Annotated in this window: 11 protein-coding genes and 1 pseudogene; 8 read left to right on the top strand and 4 right to left on the bottom strand. The window is 72.7% G+C overall.

All coding sequences use genetic code 11. The annotated features are described in order from the left end of the window. Positions 1-27 precede the first annotated feature (27 nt). A complete protein-coding gene (locus tag BJF83_RS10845; protein ID WP_075926183.1) occupies positions 28-864 on the top strand; it encodes a carbon-nitrogen hydrolase family protein in 837 nt (278 codons plus the stop codon). An 846-nt stretch (positions 865-1,710) separates the two neighbouring features. On the opposite strand, the pseudogene BJF83_RS10835 reads toward BJF83_RS10845, so the two are convergent. After that, positions 1,711-3,218 (bottom strand): annotated as a pseudogene (locus BJF83_RS10835) (CoA-acylating methylmalonate-semialdehyde dehydrogenase). Positions 3,219-3,398: 180 nt separating this feature from the next. Further along, on the bottom strand, positions 3,399-4,694 hold the full coding sequence (locus BJF83_RS10830) for an aspartate aminotransferase family protein (protein ID WP_075926262.1): 1,296 nt from the start codon (positions 4,692-4,694) through the stop codon (positions 3,399-3,401). 183 nt (positions 4,695-4,877) lie between these two features. On the opposite strand from BJF83_RS10830, the gene BJF83_RS10825 reads away from it, so the two are divergent. Both BJF83_RS10825 and BJF83_RS10820 read left to right on the top strand, forming a co-directional pair. Next, the gene (locus BJF83_RS10825; protein WP_075926181.1) at positions 4,878-6,482 is read left to right on the top strand and encodes a PucR family transcriptional regulator; all 1,605 of its coding nucleotides are present in this window, start codon (positions 4,878-4,880) and stop codon (positions 6,480-6,482) included. 154 nt (positions 6,483-6,636) lie between these two features. Beyond that, complete coding sequence (locus tag BJF83_RS10820) at positions 6,637-7,125, top strand: Lrp/AsnC family transcriptional regulator (protein ID WP_075926180.1); 489 nt, start codon at positions 6,637-6,639, stop codon at positions 7,123-7,125. 197 nt (positions 7,126-7,322) lie between these two features. Here the strand turns inward: BJF83_RS10820 and gabT are convergent, their stop codons facing one another. Then, positions 7,323-8,660 (bottom strand): 4-aminobutyrate--2-oxoglutarate transaminase, encoded by a 1,338-nt coding sequence (gene gabT / locus BJF83_RS10815; RefSeq protein ID WP_075926179.1) that lies wholly within the window; start codon positions 8,658-8,660, stop codon positions 7,323-7,325. Between the two features lie 152 nt (positions 8,661-8,812). Here gabT and BJF83_RS10810 point away from each other — a divergent pair, with 152 nt between their 5' ends. The 5 genes from BJF83_RS10810 to BJF83_RS10795 all read left to right on the top strand — a co-directional run bounded on the left by BJF83_RS10810 (position 8,813) and on the right by BJF83_RS10795 (position 15,465). Then, a complete protein-coding gene (locus tag BJF83_RS10810) occupies positions 8,813-10,255 on the top strand; it encodes a PucR family transcriptional regulator ligand-binding domain-containing protein (protein WP_075926178.1) in 1,443 nt (480 codons plus the stop codon). 181 nt (positions 10,256-10,436) lie between these two features. Continuing rightward, positions 10,437-11,003, top strand: coding sequence for a hypothetical protein (locus BJF83_RS28925; protein WP_262391464.1), 567 nt, complete (start codon positions 10,437-10,439; stop codon positions 11,001-11,003). Positions 11,004-11,101: 98 nt separating this feature from the next. Next, the gene (locus BJF83_RS10805; protein ID WP_262391463.1) at positions 11,102-13,528 is read left to right on the top strand and encodes a DNA helicase; all 2,427 of its coding nucleotides are present in this window, start codon (positions 11,102-11,104) and stop codon (positions 13,526-13,528) included. Positions 13,529-13,711: 183 nt separating this feature from the next. Beyond that, positions 13,712-14,590, top strand: a complete 879-nt coding sequence (locus tag BJF83_RS10800) for an Fpg/Nei family DNA glycosylase (protein ID WP_075926177.1) — start codon at positions 13,712-13,714, stop codon at positions 14,588-14,590. Between the two features lie 656 nt (positions 14,591-15,246). Beyond that, positions 15,247-15,465 carry a cold-shock protein gene (locus tag BJF83_RS10795; protein ID WP_075926176.1) on the top strand — a complete coding sequence of 73 codons (219 nt, stop codon included), beginning with the start codon at positions 15,247-15,249 and terminating at the stop codon, positions 15,463-15,465. Positions 15,466-15,643: 178 nt separating this feature from the next. Here BJF83_RS10795 and BJF83_RS10790 read toward each other — a convergent pair whose 3' ends face one another. Next, positions 15,644-17,212 (bottom strand): glycerol-3-phosphate dehydrogenase/oxidase, encoded by a 1,569-nt coding sequence (locus BJF83_RS10790; RefSeq protein WP_075926175.1) that lies wholly within the window; start codon positions 17,210-17,212, stop codon positions 15,644-15,646. Positions 17,213-17,427 lie beyond the last annotated feature (215 nt).

Here is a 17,427-nt window from a genome sequence, read left to right as displayed (position 1 = left end):
CTCCGGCGTCGAAGAGGGGAGCCATCCATGGTGCGGGTCGCGGTCGCCCAGTTCGCGCCGGGGCAGGACAAGGCGGAGAACGCGCGCTCGGTCGCCGAGTTGGCGGCCAGGGCCGCCGCAGAGGGCGCCGACGTGGTCCTGCTGCCCGAGTACGCGATGTTCACCGCGCCGCGGACCGACCACCGCTACGTCGAGGCGGCCGAGCCCCTGGGCGGACCGTTCCTGGAGGCCGCCGCCGAAACGGCCCGGTCGCAGGGCCTGCACCTGGTGCTGGGAGTCAACGAGACGGCCGACGGGGCGGGCCCGGACGAGGTCGCCCGGGAGGCCGCACACTTCACCAACACCCTCGTCGCGCTCGGTCCGGACGGTGAGCGGGCCGCGCTCTACCGCAAGATCCACCTGTACGACGCGTTCGGCGTCCGCGAGTCCGACGTGGTTCGACCGGGTCCGATCGAGGAACCGGAGACGTTCACCGTGGACGGGGTGGTCTTCGGTCTGCAGACCTGCTACGACCTGCGCTTCCCCGAGGTGACGCGGCGGATCGCCGACGCGGGGGCGCACGTGCTGCTGCTCGCGGCCCAGTGGGCGCCGGGGCCGCTCAAGGAGGACCACTGGCGGACGCTGACCCGGGCGCGGGCGATCGAGAACACCGTCTACGTCGCGGCGGCCGGGCAGTCGGGGCCGGCGGGGGCGGGCAACAGCATGGTGGTGGACCCGATGGGGACCGCCGTCGCGGCGTTGGGGGAGCACCCGTTCGCGGTCGCCTCAGCTGAGGTTTCGGCTGCCCGCGTGGAAGAGGTGCGAGCCGTCAATCCCGCACTGTCCCTGCGCAGGTTCGCAGTCAGAGCGCGCGGCTTGGGCTGAGGTCCCGTACCCCTACCACTCAGTAGGCATCGGGCAAATCATGTGAAATTACATCTATGAACTGGGGTCTTCCCAGAGTTCGTTACTTAGGGTTATGATCTCCGTGCACGGAGTGATTTGGATCGGTCCGGGCACTTTCCAGTGCCGAGAGCCTCTGATTCGATAAAGAGCCGGTAACTATCGGCCCGCCAGACTGTCCTAAACCACGGGGGGAGCAAGGACATTGCGCGGAACGAGCACGGTGTGTGCAGCGGATGCACGGCCTGACGACACCTCGGAAACCTACGTCTACGACCCGGAGGTGTTGACCGGGGACCAGCGTGTGGGGGATGCCTGCGCCGTCTGCCACGCGCAGTGGCCCCGACCCCGTCGCGTCCTCGGTCGGCTCCCGGACGGCGCTCGTGTGTTCGGCTGCCATGAGTGCGCGGACATCATCGGCGCGGATCCCGCAGCGGCCTCCGGCCACCGCGTCTACGCCGTCCGCTAGGCGTGTGCCGTGGATGCCGCCCGTCGCGCGGCAGGGTAGGCGTCCGCGGAACACTCCAGGCGAGCCCCCGAGGTGGAGCGTGTCCGCGCGGCGGGGTGCGCGGTCGGGCGGGAACGTGGGGGGCGACCTCGCGAACGCGGTCGCGCTCCGGGTCCAGGGGGAGAGTCGGACCCGGAGCGCTTCCGCCGACGCGCCCGCTTCCATGGGGAGGAGGGGAATTGAGCGCGTCCTTCCAGGATGGTCTCCGTGGCCTCCTCCGCAGCCGACCACGCCAGGGTGGCCGCCACCAACGATACTCCGTGTCGTCCACCGTCGACCGTCAGTGAGAGAGATTCATCCGGTGTTTCCGGTAACGGGGCCTAACCGTTCGTGGGGAACCCCAGGTCGACACCGCCCTCGGGACGTGCGCCGGGGTCCGTCCAGCGGGCGGTGACCGCCTTCGTGCGCGTGTAGAAGTGCACCCCCTCCGTGCCGTGCGCGTGCGAGTCGCCGAACAGCGACTGCTTCCACCCTCCGAACGAGTAGTAGGCCATCGGCACCGGGATCGGCACGTTGATGCCGACCATGCCGACCTGGATCTCGTTCTGGAACCGCCGGGCCGCTCCGCCGTCGTTGGTGAAGATGGCGGTGCCGTTCCCGTAGCGGTTGCCGTTGATCAGCGTGACGGCCTCGTCGTAGTCGCGGACCCGCACGACGCTCAGCACCGGACCGAAGATCTCGTCGCGGTAGCAGTCCATCTCCGGGGTGACGTGGTCGAGCAGAGACGGGCCGAGCCAGAAGCCCTCCGTCTGCCCGCCCAGGACCGGGTGCACACGGCCGTCGATCGCCAGCGACGCGCCCTGCTCGACCCCCGAGTCCAGGTAGGAGGCCACCTTGTCCCGGTGCTCGCGCGTGACGAGCGGGCCCATCTCGCTGCGGTCGTCGTCGCCCGGACCGACGCGCAGGCGCTCCACCCGCTCGCGGATCCGCGCGACCAGCTCGTCGGCGACCGAGTCGACGGCCGCGATCGCGGAGATGGCCATGCAGCGTTCGCCGGCCGAGCCGAACCCGGCGGAGACCGCCGAGTCCGCCGCCAGGTCGAGGTCGCGTCGGGCAGCACGACCATGTGGTTCTTGGCGCCGCCCAGTGCCTGCACGCGCTTGCCGTTCTCGGCCGCGCGGGCGTAGATGTACTGGGCGATCGGCGTCGAGCCCACGAAGCTGACCGCCGCCACGTCCGGGTGCTCCAGCAGGCCGTCCACCGCGACCTTGTCGCCCTGGAGCACGTTGAACACGCCGTCGGGCAGCCCGGCCTGCGCCCACAGCTCGGCGAGCAGCAGGGACGCCGACGGGTCCTTCTCACTGGGCTTGAGCACGAAGGTGTTGCCGCAGGCGATCGCCACCGGGAACATCCACATCGGGACCATCGCCGGGAAGTTGAACGGGGTGATTCCGGCGACCACGCCCAGCGGCTGGAGGAGGGAATAGGCGTCCACGCCGGTGGACACGTTCTCGGAGTAACCGCCCTTGAGCAGGTGCGGGACGCCGCACGCGAAGTCGACGACCTCCAGGCCGCGCTGCACCTCGCCCGTGGCGTCGGAGACGACCTTGCCGTGCTCGGCGCTGATCGCCTCGGCGAGGCGGCCGGTGTTGGCGCGCACCAGTTCACGGAAGCGGAACAGGAACTGGACGCGCTTGGACAGCGACGTGTCCCGCCAGCCGGGGAAGGCCTCCCAGGCCGAGCGCACGGCGGCGTCGATCTCGGCCGGTCCACCGAGGTCGACCGTGCCGGAGACCTTCCCGGTCGCGGGGTTGTACACGTCCGCGCGGCGCTCCGCGGGACCCTGGTGGCGGGCTCCGCCGATCCAGTGGGTGACGTTCTCGCTCATGTGTTCCTTCTTCGTCGAATGCCGGCCCGTCCACGGGAACCCAGTCCACGACTGGCGGACTCGCGACACACCGTGTCTGCTGACTGACGACGGGGCGCTCGACCGCCGCCGACCCCCGTCTTCGCGCCGTCCGGGCCTCGCGCTCCCGCCGGGCCCGACCCCTCTCGCCTCAGGCGTCTCTCAGGCCTCGGACGCCTCCGCGTCGACCGCGCGCACCGCGTCCAGGAGCAGGTCCCGCCCCTCGGCCGCCTCGTCGGCGGACAGGGTCAGCGGCGGCGCCATCCGCAGCACGTTGCCGTGCACGCCGCCCTTGCCGACCAGCAGCCCGCGCTCACGCGTTCCCTCCAGGACCCGACCGGCCAGCTCCGCGGAGGGGGCTCCCGTGTCCGGGTCGACCATCTCCACGGCGAACATCAGACCCTTGCCGCGCACGTCGGAGACGCTCGGCAGGTCGGTCAGCGGGCGCAGACCGTCGATGACCAGCGCGCCCTGGCGCAGCGCGTTGCCCTGGAGGTCGTGCTCCAGCACGTAGTCCAGGGTCGCTCCGGCAGCCGCCATCGAGACCGGGTTGCCGCCGAACGTCGCCACGCCCAGGGCGTGCAGGCGGTCCATCAGGTCGCCGCGCGCCACGACGCCGCCCACCGCGAAGCCGTTGCCGAGCCCCTTGGCGAAGGTCATCGCGTCGGGCGTGACGCCGTGGTTGCCGATCCCGAAGAAGCTCGATCCGGTGCGGCCCCACCCCGTCTGGACCTCGTCCGCGACGAACAGGATGCCGTGCTCGTCGAGGACCTCCTGGTAGGCGGCGTACAGGCCGTCCGGCGGCATCGCGAAGCCGCCCACGCCCTGGATCGGCTCCGCGATCAGGCACGCGACGTTGGGCGCCGTGGTGTCCAGGACGTCGCGCAGGTCGGCGACGCAGGCCGTGACGTACTCCTTCTCCGACATACCGCGAAAGGCAGGGGCGCCGCGGTCGGTGCCGTGCAGGTAGTGCACGTTGAGCGGCGACAGCGAGGAGTTCTTCCAGCCCCGGTTGCCGGTCACGGCCACGGTGCCGAACGAGCGGCCGTGGTAGCTGCCGCGCATGGCGAGCACCTCGTCGCTACCGCGCGCGTAGGTGGCCAGGAGCAGGGCGGTCTCGTTCGCCTCGGTCCCGGAGTTGGTGAAGAAGACCTTGGCGTCGGGGATGCCGGACAGCCGGGCGATCTTCTCCGCCAGTTCGACCTGGCCGCGGATGAGGTACAGGGTGGAGGTGTGCACGACGCCCTTGGCGATCTGCCGCTCCACGGCCTCGCGGACCTCGGCCACGTCGTAGCCGATCATGTTGGTCACGATGCCCGTGAAGAAGTCGAGATAGGTGCGGCCGTCGGCGTCCGTGACGCGGGACCCCTTCCCGCTGACGATCTCCAGGGGGGACTCGTAGTAGAGGGGCAACCAGGAGGGCATGACCGCGCGGTGGCGCGAGAGAAGTTCCGACATGCCCCCAGTCTCTCCGTGCCCCCGGCGGATGACCAGGATCACCATGTTGACAACATGCCGGTCGGTGTTACGACGTGTAAGGCCGAACTCGTGTCGCGCTTGCCGTGGTCAGGGCACGGGCCGTGCGTGCAGGGTGTAAGGCGCCAGCGTCCTGCTCCTGACAGTGCGTCCTAGAATGGCAGGGTGCTTCCCACTCTCGCCGAGGTCCTCGAACTGCCCGCACTCAAACGTGCGCGCCCACGCGTCGTGGTCGGTTCCGACCGTCTGGACGTCCCCGTGCGCTGGGTGCACATCGCCGAGGTCACCGACCTGGCCCACCTGCTGCGCGGCGGTGAGCTGGTGCTCAGCACCGGCATCGCCATGCCCGACGACCCCGACGCCCTGCGGCGCTACATCGACGACCTCGCCGCCGCCGGGGTCAGCGGCATCGCGGTCGAACTCGGCCGCAAGTACCACGCCGAACTCCCGCCCGCCTTCCTGGACGCCGCACGCGACGCCGGGGTCCCCGTCGTCCTGCTCGACCGCGAGGCGCGGTTCGTGGAGATCACCGAGGCCGTGCACATCCGGGTGGTCAACGAGCAACTGGAGGAGCTGCGCGAGTCGGAGAAGCTGCACTCGGTCTTCACCCAGCTCTCGGTGGAGGGCGCCGACACCGCCCAGATCCTGCACGAGGTCGCCCAGCTGTCCGGGTGCCCCGTGGTGCTGGAGAACCTCACCCACCAGGTGCTGGCCTGCGACCTCAACGGCGAGGACCCCGGCACGCTGCTCACCTCCTGGGAGAGCCGGTCGCGCGCGATCCGCTCGGGCAGCCACACCGTCCACGCGCCCAGCACCGGTTGGCTGGTCACCACGGTCGGGGCGCGCGGTCAGGACTGGGGCCGCCTGATCCTCATCGCGGGCGCCAAGCCCACCCAGCGCCAGAGCATGCTCATCGAACGCGCCGCCACCACGCTGGCCCTCGGCCGCCTGCTCGAACGCCACCAGGAGAGCCTGGAGCGCCAGACGCACCGAACGATCATCTCCGGCATCATCGACCGCGCCTACTCCGACCCCGAGGAGGCGCTGGTCCGGGCCCGGGCGGTCGGGGTGCCGCTCAAGGAGCGCGAGCTGGTCGGACTGGTCCTGCGGCTGCGCGAGAGCGGGACCGGGCTGGCGGCCCAGGCGCGGCTGTCGGACACCGCGGAGGGCGCCGCGCGCGCCTGCCGCGAGCTGCGGCTGCCAGCGCTGGTCGGCTCACTCGACGACCTGAGGGTGGGCATCCTGCTGCCGCTGTCGAGCAAGCAGCGGTTGGAACCGACCCTGCACATGCTCGCCGAGCGGGTGCGGCACACCACCGGGGACGCGGCCGTGCTGGCCGTGGGCTCCTCGGCGGACGGCATCCGGGAGGTGCGGCGGTCGTTCCTGGAAGCGCGGCAGGTCGGCGACGTGGCCGTGCGCCAGAACGACCAGCGGCCCTTCTACCGCCTGCCCGATCTGCACCTGCGCGGGCTGCTGCACCTGTTCCGCGACGACGAGCGGCTCCAGACCTACGTCGAGCGTGAACTGGGCCCGCTACTGGACCACGACGCCCGGCACGGCGACGACCTCACCGCCATGCTGCGGTGCTACCTGGGCGCGGGCCGCAACAAGGCCCTCGCCGCCAGCCGCGCCCACCTGTCGCGGCCCGCCTTCTACGAACGGCTGCGACGGATCGCCAACATCCTCGACGCCGACCTGGAATCCGTGGAGACGTGTCTGTCGCTGCACGTGGCCCTGTTGTCCCTGGACTCGGTGCGCGACGAGCGCTGACCTGGTCGGACAGCGTGTTCGCGCAGAAGTCTTCCACCGGGAATCAACCGTGCAGTAACGTGGAATCCGTCGTTGTTGGCTGGCGCAGCGGCGAATTCCCTAAGTCGCCAAGCCAGAATTCATCGGATTCTTGCGGTAGCAAGCGGAGGATCATGTGACCGACCAGGGGGACTCCGGTCCCGCGCGCAGGAACAACGGCGTCGTCCTCGACGACACGGCCAAGCGCATCATCGAACTCCTCCAGGAGGACGGGCGGCGGTCCTACGCGTCCATCGGCAAGCTGGTCGGCCTGTCGGAGGCGGCGGTGCGCCAGCGCGTCCAACGGCTGCTGGAGGCCGGTGTCGTGCAGGTCGTCGGCGTCACCGATCCCATGATGCTGGGCTTCAACCGGCAGGCGATGATCGGCGTCCGCACGACCGGCGACCTCAACCGGGCCGCCGACGCCATCTCCGACATCCCGGGCGTGGAGTACGTGGTGATCACCGCGGGCTCCTTCGACCTGCTGGTCGAGGTGGTCGCCGAGGACGATCCCCGGCTGCTGGAGATCCTGGCGCGGATTCGGGACGTCGACACGGTCGACTCCACCGAGACCTTCCTCTACCTCAAGCTCCGCAAGCAGACCTACGCCTGGGGCACGCGCTAGCCGTGTAGGCCGCAGAGGCGCGCGAAGCGGGAGTGGCCCCGCCCGCGTCCAACGAGGCGCGCGGGCGGGGCCACCGTGGCGGGATCACGGAGGACGCGGGCCTGCCAGGCCCGTCGCCCGAGGCCGTGACCGGGCGAATTCCGCCAGGGCTGTCGGGGCGGGGCGTGCGTCGTCGGACGCCCCCGGGGTCGGTTCGCCTACAGTCGGGCGAAGGCCTCGTCCAGGATGTCCAGCCCCTCGTTCAGGAGCTCGTCGGAGATCACCAGCGGCGGCAGCATGCGGATGACGTTGCCGTAGGTGCCCGCGCTCAGCAGGATCAGGCCCTGGGAGTGCGCGTAGGAGAGCACCCTGCCCAGCGCCTCCGGGTTGGGTGTCTTGTCCGCGTCCTTGACCAGCTCGATCGCGACCATCGCGCCGCGCCCGCGCACGTCGCCGACGATGTCGTGCTTGGCGGCCAGCTCGCGCAGGCGCCCCAGCATCAGCTCGCCGATCCGGCGGGCGCGCTCGACCAGGCCGTCGGTTTCGATGGCCTCCAGGGCGGCCAGGGCGGCGGCGCACGCCGCCGGGTTTCCGCCGTAGGTGCCGCCGAGGCCGCCGCCGTGGACGGCGTCCATCAGCTCGGCCCGGCCGGTCACGGCGGCCAACGGCAGTCCGCCGGCGATGCCCTTCGCGGTGGTGATGAGGTCGGGGACGACGCTCTCGTGGTCGCAGGCGAACAGGTCGCCGGTACGGCCGAAGCCGGTCTGCACCTCGTCGGCGACGAACACGATGCCGTTGGCGCGGCAGAAGTCCACGATCGCGGGCAGGAACCCGGCGCCCGGCTCGATGAAGCCGCCCTCGCCCTGGATCGGCTCGATCACCACGGCGGCGACGTTCTCGGCGCCGATCTGCTTGGTGATCTGGTCGACGGCGGCCCTGGCGGCCTCGGGGCCGCAGTTCTCGGGGCCGGTCGCCCAACGGTAGGGGTAGGCCATCGGCACGCGGTGGATCTCGCTGGCGAACGGCCCGAAGCCCTGCTTGTAGGGCATGTTCTTGGCGGTGAGGCCCATGGTCAGGTTGGTGCGGCCGTGGTAGGCGTGGTCGAAGACGACGACGGCCTGGCGACCGGTGGCGCTGCGGGCGATCTTCACCGCGTTCTCCACCGCCTCGGCGCCGGAGTTGAGCAGGACGGAGCGCTTGTCGTGGTCGCCCGGGGTGACGCGGTTGAGCGCCTCGCACACCTGCACGTACGCCTCGTACGGGTTGACCATGAAGCACGTGTGGGTGAACCGGCCGAGCTGCTCGGCGGCGCGCTCGACGACGCGCGGATCGGCGTTGCCGACGTTGGTGACCGCGATGCCGGAGCCGAAGTCGATCAGGGCGTTGCCGTCGACGTCCTCGACGATCCCGCCGCCCGCGCGCTCCACGTAGACGGGCAGGACACTGCCGACGCCCTGGGCGACCGCGCCCTCGCGGCGCTCCTGGATCACGCGGCTCTTCGGGCCGGGGATCTCCGTGACGATCCGACGTGACTGGACGACCTCGGACGTGGCCATGCGGCTGCCTCCTGTGAACGGACTCGGTGAGGGTGTCATCCGACTGCCACGACCCTAGGCGGCGCGGACCTGGCCAGACATGGACGCGGTGGATAATTGGGGCATGAAGCTGCGCCAATGAGGCGTGCGACACGCGGACGGAGGGAGAGCGGATGCCCCCGACCCTGGGCGCCCTGCTGCGGACGCCGCGCCTGAGGCTGCGCCTGCTCACGGGCGAGGAGCGGCTGGACCGGCGGGTCGGGTGGGTCGCGGTCAGCGAACTCACCGACCCCACCCCGTACCTGGCGGGCGGTGAACTCGTGCTGACCACGGGCGTCAGGTGGACCGACAGCGTGCCGGACCACCGCGACTACGTCCGCCGACTGGCCGATCGGCGCGTGGCTGGGCTCGGCTTCGGGGTCGGCGTCGTGCTGGAGGAGACCCCTCGGCCGCTGCGGGAGGCCGCGGCCGAGTTCGGTGTCCCGCTCGTCGAGGTGGCGCGCGAGACGCCGTTCATCGCGGTGGGCAAGGAGGTCTCGCGGCTGCTGGCCAAGGAGGAGTACGAGGGCCTCACCCGGGCCTTCGCGGCGCAACGGGAGCTGACGCGGGCGGCACTGGCGGGAGCGCCCTCGATCATCGACCGGCTGGCCCGCGACCTGCACGCCTGGGTGCTCCTGCTCGGCGGCGACGGCGCCGTCACGCACGCGGCGCCCGCCGCGGCCCGAAGGCACGCGGACGTGGTCGCCGCGGAGTTGCCCCGGCTCAGGCAGGCGGGCGTGCGCGCCAGCGCGTCCGTGGAGACCGGGGGCCAGCGGGTGTCCGTGCAGCCCCTGGCCACGGGACGGCGGGCGCGCGGGTACCTGGCCGTGGGGGCCGGCGGGCCGCTGGGCTCGGACGAGCGCACGCTGGTCAACGCGGCGGTGTCGCTGCTCTCCCTCGAACTCGAACGCGGTGGTCGCGGTCCCTCCGTCCACGCGGGCGAGGGCGTCGTGGTCGCGCTGCTGGCCGGGGCGCTCGACCCCCTGCACGAGGGCGCGGCACCCCTGCGCGAGGCGCTCCCCAGCGAGCCGGTCGTGGTCGGCGTCGGCGCGGCGGCCGGGGCCGGACACCCGCCCGCGGGGGTGCTGGTCGCCGAGCACGAGGGGCGGGCGCTGCTCCTGGCGGAGGCGGCGACCCCGGGCGCGGTGATCCGCGACGTGCTGGACGGGCCGATCGGGGTGAGCGGGCCCAGCGGGTACGCGGACCTGGACACCGCCCTGGCCGAGGCCGAACGCGCCCGGGCCGCCGCCCTGGAGGGGGAGGGCGGCGTGGTCCGCGTCGGCGACCTGCCCGGGGGGCTCCTCGGCATGGCGGAGACCCCCGTGGGCGCGCGCATGGCGAAGGACCTGCTCCGACCGCTCAGCGACCAGCGCACCGGCGCGGAGTTGCTGGCGTCGCTGCGCGCGTACCTGGCCAGTGCGGGCCGGTGGGACGCCGCGGCCGAGGCGCTCGGCGTCCACCGCCACACCCTGCGGTACCGGATGACCCGGATCCGGGACCTGCTCCCCGGGGATCTGGACGACCCTGACTACCGGGCCGAGCTCTGGATCGCCCTGCGCGTGCGCGGCGTCGAATGACGCACGCGCGGACCGCTCCCGCCCGAGCGCCCCCGTCCGGGCCACTCCGCGAATAGTCACTCAGCGTGAAAGTCTGTGCGGTTTCCGTGGTTCCTCCGGCTTGGGTCGGGCTGATCCACAAGAATGGCCTTGCTGGCGGGCGGTAATCACCCGATCACGGGAAGGCGGGCCGGGGGGCGACGTGAGGTCACTGCGCGACGACGAACTGCAGATCGGCGGGCCGATCGGCCCCGGAACGGTCGCGGGGGCGCCCGGAACGCCCTCCACCGCCACCCGGGTCGGCAGGTCCGGGGTGGGGGAGGCGCCGGCGCGGTGGAAACCCTCGATCGACCGCGAGCACATCGGGTCCGTCCTCGCCTACCTGCGTGCCTGCCTGAGCAGGGAGGGTGTGCAGACCCACGTCGTGCGGGCCGAACACCTCGGCTCCGACGTCTGCGCCTGCCTGCCGCCCGGCCCGGAGCTCCTGTTCAGCGGCGCCCAGGACACCGTCCCCCTGCATCCCGGGGGCGCCCGCGTCCTGCACCTGGCCCGACTGCGCGGCCAGGCACTGCGGTACGGGTACCCGCTGGTCGTCCTGGGGGAGGGCGCCGACCGCGTCGCGCTCCCGCTGCTCACCACCGCGTCCGCGCCGCGGACGACCTCGACGGACTGCCGCGCGATCCCGGATCGCGTGCCGAGAACGGGACCGCGGTCCGCGCGGTCGGCCCGCCCGACGTCAACGTCGCCCTGCTCGCCCGCCTCGGGATAGACGACCCGGACGACCTGTTCGAGCTCCGCGCCCGCCTGAGGGCCGGCGCGCCCGACACCGCGCCCCGCCCGGCCGCCGTCGCCGACCTCGCCGCCAAGGTGCGCACCCTCCTGACCCGGTTGGAGGTCGAGCGGGTCGACGACATCGACCCCCTGGGCACGCGCGGACTTCCCACCGCGCTCGTGCACGGAGCGCACAACACCGCCGTACTCTTCCGGGCCGGGCCAGGCGCCCAGTCCGCCGGAGACGACCACGAGCCCGGTTCGGTCGAGGGCGTGCTCGCCGACCTCGATCCCTCCGACCGTGACGGTCTCGACCCCGAGGCGGCCGTCGGCACCGCACTCGAACTCCTCCTCGGACGCGGCCCGCGGCCGCAGGTGGGCGGCGCCACCCGCCAGGCCGCCACCCCGGCCACGGAGGAGCCCGACGAGGGCGACGGCGCGTCGGTCCCGGTCTCGGCCACCCCGCTCAACCAGTCCCAGTACGCGGTCCTGGACGCGGCCATGCGCGAACAGCTCACCGTGGCGGCGACCCCGCCCGGCAGCGGCGTCCACGACCTGGTCGACGCCCTCGTGCGCACCGCCGTCAGCAACGGCCAGCGCGTCCTGGTCTGCGGGGGCTCGGAGAACGACCTCGCCGAGGTCGCCCGGCGCGCCCGGATCGCGCCGGGGCACCCGGTCGTGCGCGTCGGCGGATCCGAACACCGCGCCGCCGAGATCCGCCAGCTCAGCCGGCTGCTCCTCGACCACGCCGGTGCCCCGCCCCCGGTCACGCCCGACCCCCCCGACGGTGCGGCCGTCTCCCAGGCCGACCTCGCCGGCGACTGGGCGCGCGTGCGCCGGGCGTGGTGGGCCATGGACTCCATGGCCTCGGGAGGGCACGCGCTCGCGCGGCTGGCGGAGGAGCGCGGGCGCAGCATCGCGGGAGGCTGGGACCCCGACGCGCTGTTCACCCCCGAGCGAGGCGGTCCCGAGTACTGGTTGAACCGCGCCGAACGCGCCGGGGCGGGCGGCTTCGTCGGTCTCCAGCACCGCGCCGCCATCCGCCGCGAGCTGGGCGTGGGCACCGATCCCGACACCCTCGCCCGGTTGTGCGCCGTCGCCCGGATGGAGAGCGAGTGGCGGGCGGCCGTCGACCGGCGGACCCGCTGCGCACCGCTGGGCGAGCTGACCGGTGGACTGTCCGACGCTCTGACCGGCCACCGCCGGTCCAGCTCCGCCTGTCTGAGCGCGGCGACCGAGCCACGGCTCCAGCGTGGCCGGGCGGCCATCGAGAACCGTCTGGAGACCCTCAACTGGCACCACGGCACCGGGTGGCCCGGGGTGTCCAACCTGCTGGACACCCTGCCCACCTGGATGTGCCGCACCGACCAGGTCCGCGCCCTGCCGCCGCAGGCAGGCCTGTACGACCTGGTCATCGTGGTGGGCGCCGAGCGCACCCGGGCCGCCGAGGTGCTGCCCGCCCTCTACCGCGCCAGCCGGGCGGTCGTGCTCGGGGACCCCGTCCACCCGGGGCCGCCGAGCGTGCTCGAACCCGCCGAGGAGCGGCGGGCCCTGACCGCCGCCGGGTTGACCGCGGACCAGCTCGACGACCGGGGCCTGCGACACGGGGCGGGGTCGGCGCTGCGGGCCGCCTACAAGGCCGCGCCGCCGCTGCTGTGGCTGGACGAGCACGTCGGCGCGGCCCCGCCGCTCGCCGCGGCGGCCTCGCTGCACTGCTACGGGGGACGCGTGGCCGTGCGCTCGATCCCCGATCCGGCGGGCGGCCCCGCCTTCGAGTGGCACGAGGTGCACGGCACGTGCGAGGCGGCCCCGGGCGCGTCCTACGTCAACCGCGACGAGGCCTACAGGGTGGCGGTGGTGGTGGACGAACTCGACGCCACGCTGCCCGCCGACCACGTGATCGCGGTGGTGGCCCCCACGCAGCCGCAGGTGGCGCTGATCCGCCGCCAGCTCCGCCAGCGCCAGCCACGCCACGACGTGCGCGTCGGCGGCCCCGACCTGCTCGCCTCCGACCGGGACGCCGTCGACGTCACCGTGCTCTCGCCGATGCTCGCGGCCGGCGCGCCCGCCATCGCCGAACGCCGGGTGCGGCGGATGGGGCACCTGTGGTCGTCGGTGCTCACCCGGACGCGGCGGCGGCTCGTGGCGGTGGGCGACCGGGGGTACTGGATCGGCGGCGACGGACCGTTGGCCGACCTGGACACGTCGGTGTCGGGCACGCACGTGGCGGCCTCGGCCGATCCGGCCAGGGACGCCCTGGTGGACGAACTGCGCGGCGCGGGCACGTCGGTCGCCCTGCTCCAGACCGTCCAGGGGTGGACGGTGGACCTGGTGGTGCGTTTCGCCGCCCGTCGGTTGATCATCCTGCTCGACCGGGAGCCGGACGGCCGCGCGTTGCGCCACCTCATCGTCCGGGGCGAGGCGCTCAACCGCGTCACCGGCGACCCCGTCGTTCTGGTGCCCGCCTGGCGCTGCCTGGCCGACCCCCGTGCCCTGGTGGAGGAGATCCTCGCGGCGTACTGAACGCGAGCGAGGACGGGGCAGCCGCCAGCGAGACGGGAACCCGCGGACGCCGCTCCCTGGGGCACGCCCGAGCCCGGTCGCGCGCCCGTTCTGGACGCGGGCGCGCGGCACTACCCTGATCGGAGCATCGTGCCCGGCTGGTGGCGGTCCGTCCGCCGTGCCGGGCGGAGAGGGGAGACACGCGTGCCCGAGGGCCACACGCTGCACCGGTTGGCGGCGCACTTCGACAAGACCTTCGGCGGCGGCGCCGTGCGCGCCTCCAGCCCCCAGGGCCGGTTCGCCGACGGCGCAGCTCGGGTCGACGGGCGGGTGCTCGCCGAGAGCGAGGCGCACGGCAAGCACCTGTTCCTCGGGTTCGACTCCGGGGAGTGGCTGCGGGTGCACCTGGGTCTGTACGGCGCGTGGACCTTCGGCGACGCCGACGGCGAGCGCCATCTGGGCGCGCCCAGGGCCGAGGGCGCGGGCCGCCGCGAACTGGAGCGGGACGCCGAGGGCATCGTCCTGCCGCCCACCCCCCTCGGAGCGGTGCGCGCCCGGCTGGTCAACACCTCGGGCTGGGCGGACCTGCGCGGCCCCTCGGCCTGCGAGGTGATCACCGACGACGAGAAGCGGGCGGTCCAGGACAGGCTGGGCCCCGACCCGCTGCGCGCCGACGCCGATCCCGAACGCGCCTGGCGCCTGATCAGCCGCTCCCGGACGAGCGTCGCCGTGCTGCTCATGCGCCAGGACGTCATCGCGGGCATCGGCAACATCTACCGCGCCGAGTCCCTCTTCCGCGCCGGGATCGACCCGCTGACCCCGGGCCGCGACCTCGCCCGCGACCAGTGGACCGCCCTCTGGGACGACCTCTCGGCCCTGCTCCGCGACGGCGTACGCGACGGGTACATCGTCACCACCCGTCCCGGGCACCGGCTCGACCCCGGGGCCCACCCCGTGCCCCGGCCGGACACGCTCTACGTCTGCTACCGGACGGGGGAGCCCTGCCGGGTGTGCGGATCGCCCGTCGCCTCCGCGGACCTGGCCGGACGCACCCTCTACTGGTGTCCCGGCTGCCAGCGCTAGGTGTACGGACCACGCCGCTGGGCGGGCGTGCCGGGGCGGCCCGAGGGGGAGTCGCCGACCGTCGAAGGAGTCGGGGAACGGTCGTGGTGGTTCTCCGTCCGGGACCGGGATCTCGACCACCCAAAACCGGAATTCGACGTGCGAACGCGCGTGCGTGGGAGGGATATGCGGGTGCGGATCCGCGTCGGCGCGCCGCTGCGGGATCCGGTCGTCGAGACCGCCCGCCTCGACCCGGCGGCCACGGTGGCCACGGCCGCGGTGACGCTGCTGTCGGGGGAGGAGCACGCGTTCGTGATCACGGACGGTGCGCGACTGGACCCCTCCGTCGTGCTGGCCAGACCTGCTCTGAGGTGCGTCAACGACGTTCCGGCGACACCGGGGCGAGCAGAGGGTGACACTCCGGTGACCTCTGGGGCGGCCGTGCGCGCTGGCCCGGGTGGACGGGGTATTCCCGCGGCGCCCGTGCGGGTTGCCACACCGAAATCCTCCGCCGGTGCGTCCGGCTGTGATACGTTCGATGGTGATTGTTAGTCGTTGAATTTCGCAGTTGGTGTATGCCCGCGGAGTTTGTGACCGGCGGGCGGTTTCGATCGGCTCGCGGCAATTGCTCGTACGCGTGTGTAAGCGTTCGAGCACACCGAGCTGAAGGAGAGAACATGGCTCAGGGCACTACGGTTCAGGGCACTGTGAAGTGGTTCAACGGCGAGAAGGGCTTCGGCTTCATCTCCCCCGACGATGGTGGGCCCGACGCGTTCGTCCACTACAGCGCCATCGTGGGTTCGGGTTTCCGTAACCTTGAGGAGAACCAGCGCGTGGAGTTCGAGATCGTCGCCGGCACCCGCGGCCCGCAGGCCGAGAACGTCGTCGCCCTCTAGGCTTCGCGACTCAGTACGCCCCCGGAAGGTCAGCCTTCCGGGCGTACACGTGTTCGGCCCCGCGTCCGCGGAACACGCTCCGGACGCGGTGACGTCCCGCGCCGGGGTCAGGAGCCCGGCGCCGGGACGTCGCGGACCGGCAGCCCCTCCAGGGAGTGCGGGGCGGCCGGAGTCCAGGTCAGTCCCGCAGCATGGCCTCGGTGCGCTGGCGCACCTCGGAGGTGTCCAGCCCGCGCACGGTGACGGTGGTGCGGCGGCGCAGGACGTCGTCCACGGTGACCGCCCACTCGCGGTCGCGGGCGAAGACCACCTGGGCCCAGATGTCGGGGCCGTCGGGGTGGATGCGCTCGCCCAGCCCGGGCTCGTCGCGCACCAGGGCGGCGATGTCCATCGCCAGGCTGCCGTAGTGCGAGGCGAGGTGCCGCGCGACCAGCGGGTCGAGGCGGGCGCCCGGATCGCGGTCGATGATGATCCGGTGGGTGATCGCCTCGGGGCTGGCCAGGCCGGGCAGCGGCACTGTCTTGAGCGGGTCGGACATGTCCTCGGCCAACGGCACGGCCGTGACCTTGCGCAGCTCCTCCAGAATGGCGCGGCCGATGTGCCGGTAGGTGGTCCACTTGCCGCCCGCGACCGACAGCATGCCGCCCCGGCCCTGCGTGACCACCGTCTCGCGTTTGGCGGAACTGGTGCCTCCGGGACCGCCGGGAAGGACGCGCAGGCCCGCGAAGGAGTAGGTGATGTTGTCGGGGTTGAGGTAGGGGGCGTCGATGCCGAGCGCCGCCTCGCCGAGGATCTGGTCGACGTCGCCCGGGACCACGCCGACCTCGGCGGGGTCGCCGGTGTACTCCTCGTCCGTCGTGCCCAGCAGGAGGCGGCCCTCCCACGGGATGGCGAAGGAGACGCGGTACTTGTCGACGGGGATGGTCAGCGCGGCGCGCCACGGCTCCGGGGTCCTGAGCACCAGGTGGGCGCCCTTGGACAGGCGCACGCTCGGCGCGACGCCGGGCTGCTCCATGTCGCGCAGGCGGTCGACCCACGGGCCGGTGGCGTTGAGCACCAGGCGCGCGTCGATGCCGAACTCCTGCCCGTCGACCCGGTCGCGCAGGTCGGCGCCGGTCACCCGGCCGCGGGTTGTGCGCAGACCCACGACCTCGGCGTGGTTGAGCACGACCGCGCCCGCGTCGACGGCGGCGCGGACGGTCATGACGGCCATGCGGCTGTCGTTCATCTGGTGGTCGCTGTAGGCGGCCACCGAGCGGAGACCGTCGGTGCGCAGGCCCGGCGCCAGCCGCTTGGCCTGGTTGGGGGAGAGCAGGCGGCCCATGCCGTCACCGAAGGCCGACAGAGCCGAGTACAGGAACACGCCCGCGCCCATCTTCGCGGCGCCGTGGGGGCCTCCGGAGTAGATGGGGACGAGGAACGGCATGTGGTTGACCAGGTGGGGGGCCACGTCCGAGGCGAGGGAGCGGCGCTCCTTGTGGTTCTCGGCTACCAGGCGCACGTTGCCCGTCTGGAGGTAGCGCAGGCCGCCGTGCACGAGCTTGGAGGAGGCGCTGGAGGTGGCTCCGGCGAAGTCGCCGGAGTCGACCATCGCGACGCGCAGACCGGCCTGGGTGGCGGTCCAGGCGGCGGACGTGCCCAGGATGCCGCCGCCGATCACGAGGAGGTCGAACGTGCCCCTGGCGAGTTCCTCGCGCGTGTGGGCGCGGGAGGAGGCGGTGTCGTGTTGGTGGGTTCTGGCGGTCATGGCTGGTGCTCCGTCCGTTCGGGAGGGATGGCGGGTGCCGCGCCTGTACCTGAACGGGCTCCGACGTTTCAGGCAGGTGTCATCTGCATAATACGACAATGCCGCACGATGTTGAAGATAGACCCTCCCTCTACCGACGAGTGGTCGCCCTAGTGGGGGTCTGGCCATGATTTCGCGCGAAATTCGTTGCACTCGGTGTTGAATCATGTGCATGG

The organism is Nocardiopsis sp. CNR-923 (assembly GCF_001942255.1).
Taxonomy (GTDB): Bacteria; Actinomycetota; Actinomycetes; order Streptosporangiales; family Streptosporangiaceae; genus Nocardiopsis.
Note: the sequence above shows the minus strand (reverse complement) of the source record. Positions and strands in the feature narration are given on the sequence as shown.

Bases quoted from the DNA above. Each gene is read 5' to 3' on its own strand.
- BJF83_RS10790 (WP_075926175.1), bottom strand. From the start codon at position 17,212: ATGACCGCCAGAACCCACCAACACGACACCGCCTCCTCCCGCGCCCAC.
- BJF83_RS10795 (WP_075926176.1), top strand. From the start codon at position 15,247: ATGGCTCAGGGCACTACGGTTCAGGGCACTGTGAAGTGGTTCAACGGC.
- BJF83_RS10845 (WP_075926183.1), top strand. From the start codon at position 28: ATGGTGCGGGTCGCGGTCGCCCAGTTCGCGCCGGGGCAGGACAAGGCG.
- gabT (WP_075926179.1), bottom strand. From the start codon at position 8,660: ATGGCCACGTCCGAGGTCGTCCAGTCACGTCGGATCGTCACGGAGATC.
- BJF83_RS10830 (WP_075926262.1), bottom strand. From the start codon at position 4,694: ATGTCGGAACTTCTCTCGCGCCACCGCGCGGTCATGCCCTCCTGGTTG.
- BJF83_RS10810 (WP_075926178.1), top strand. From the start codon at position 8,813: ATGCCCCCGACCCTGGGCGCCCTGCTGCGGACGCCGCGCCTGAGGCTG.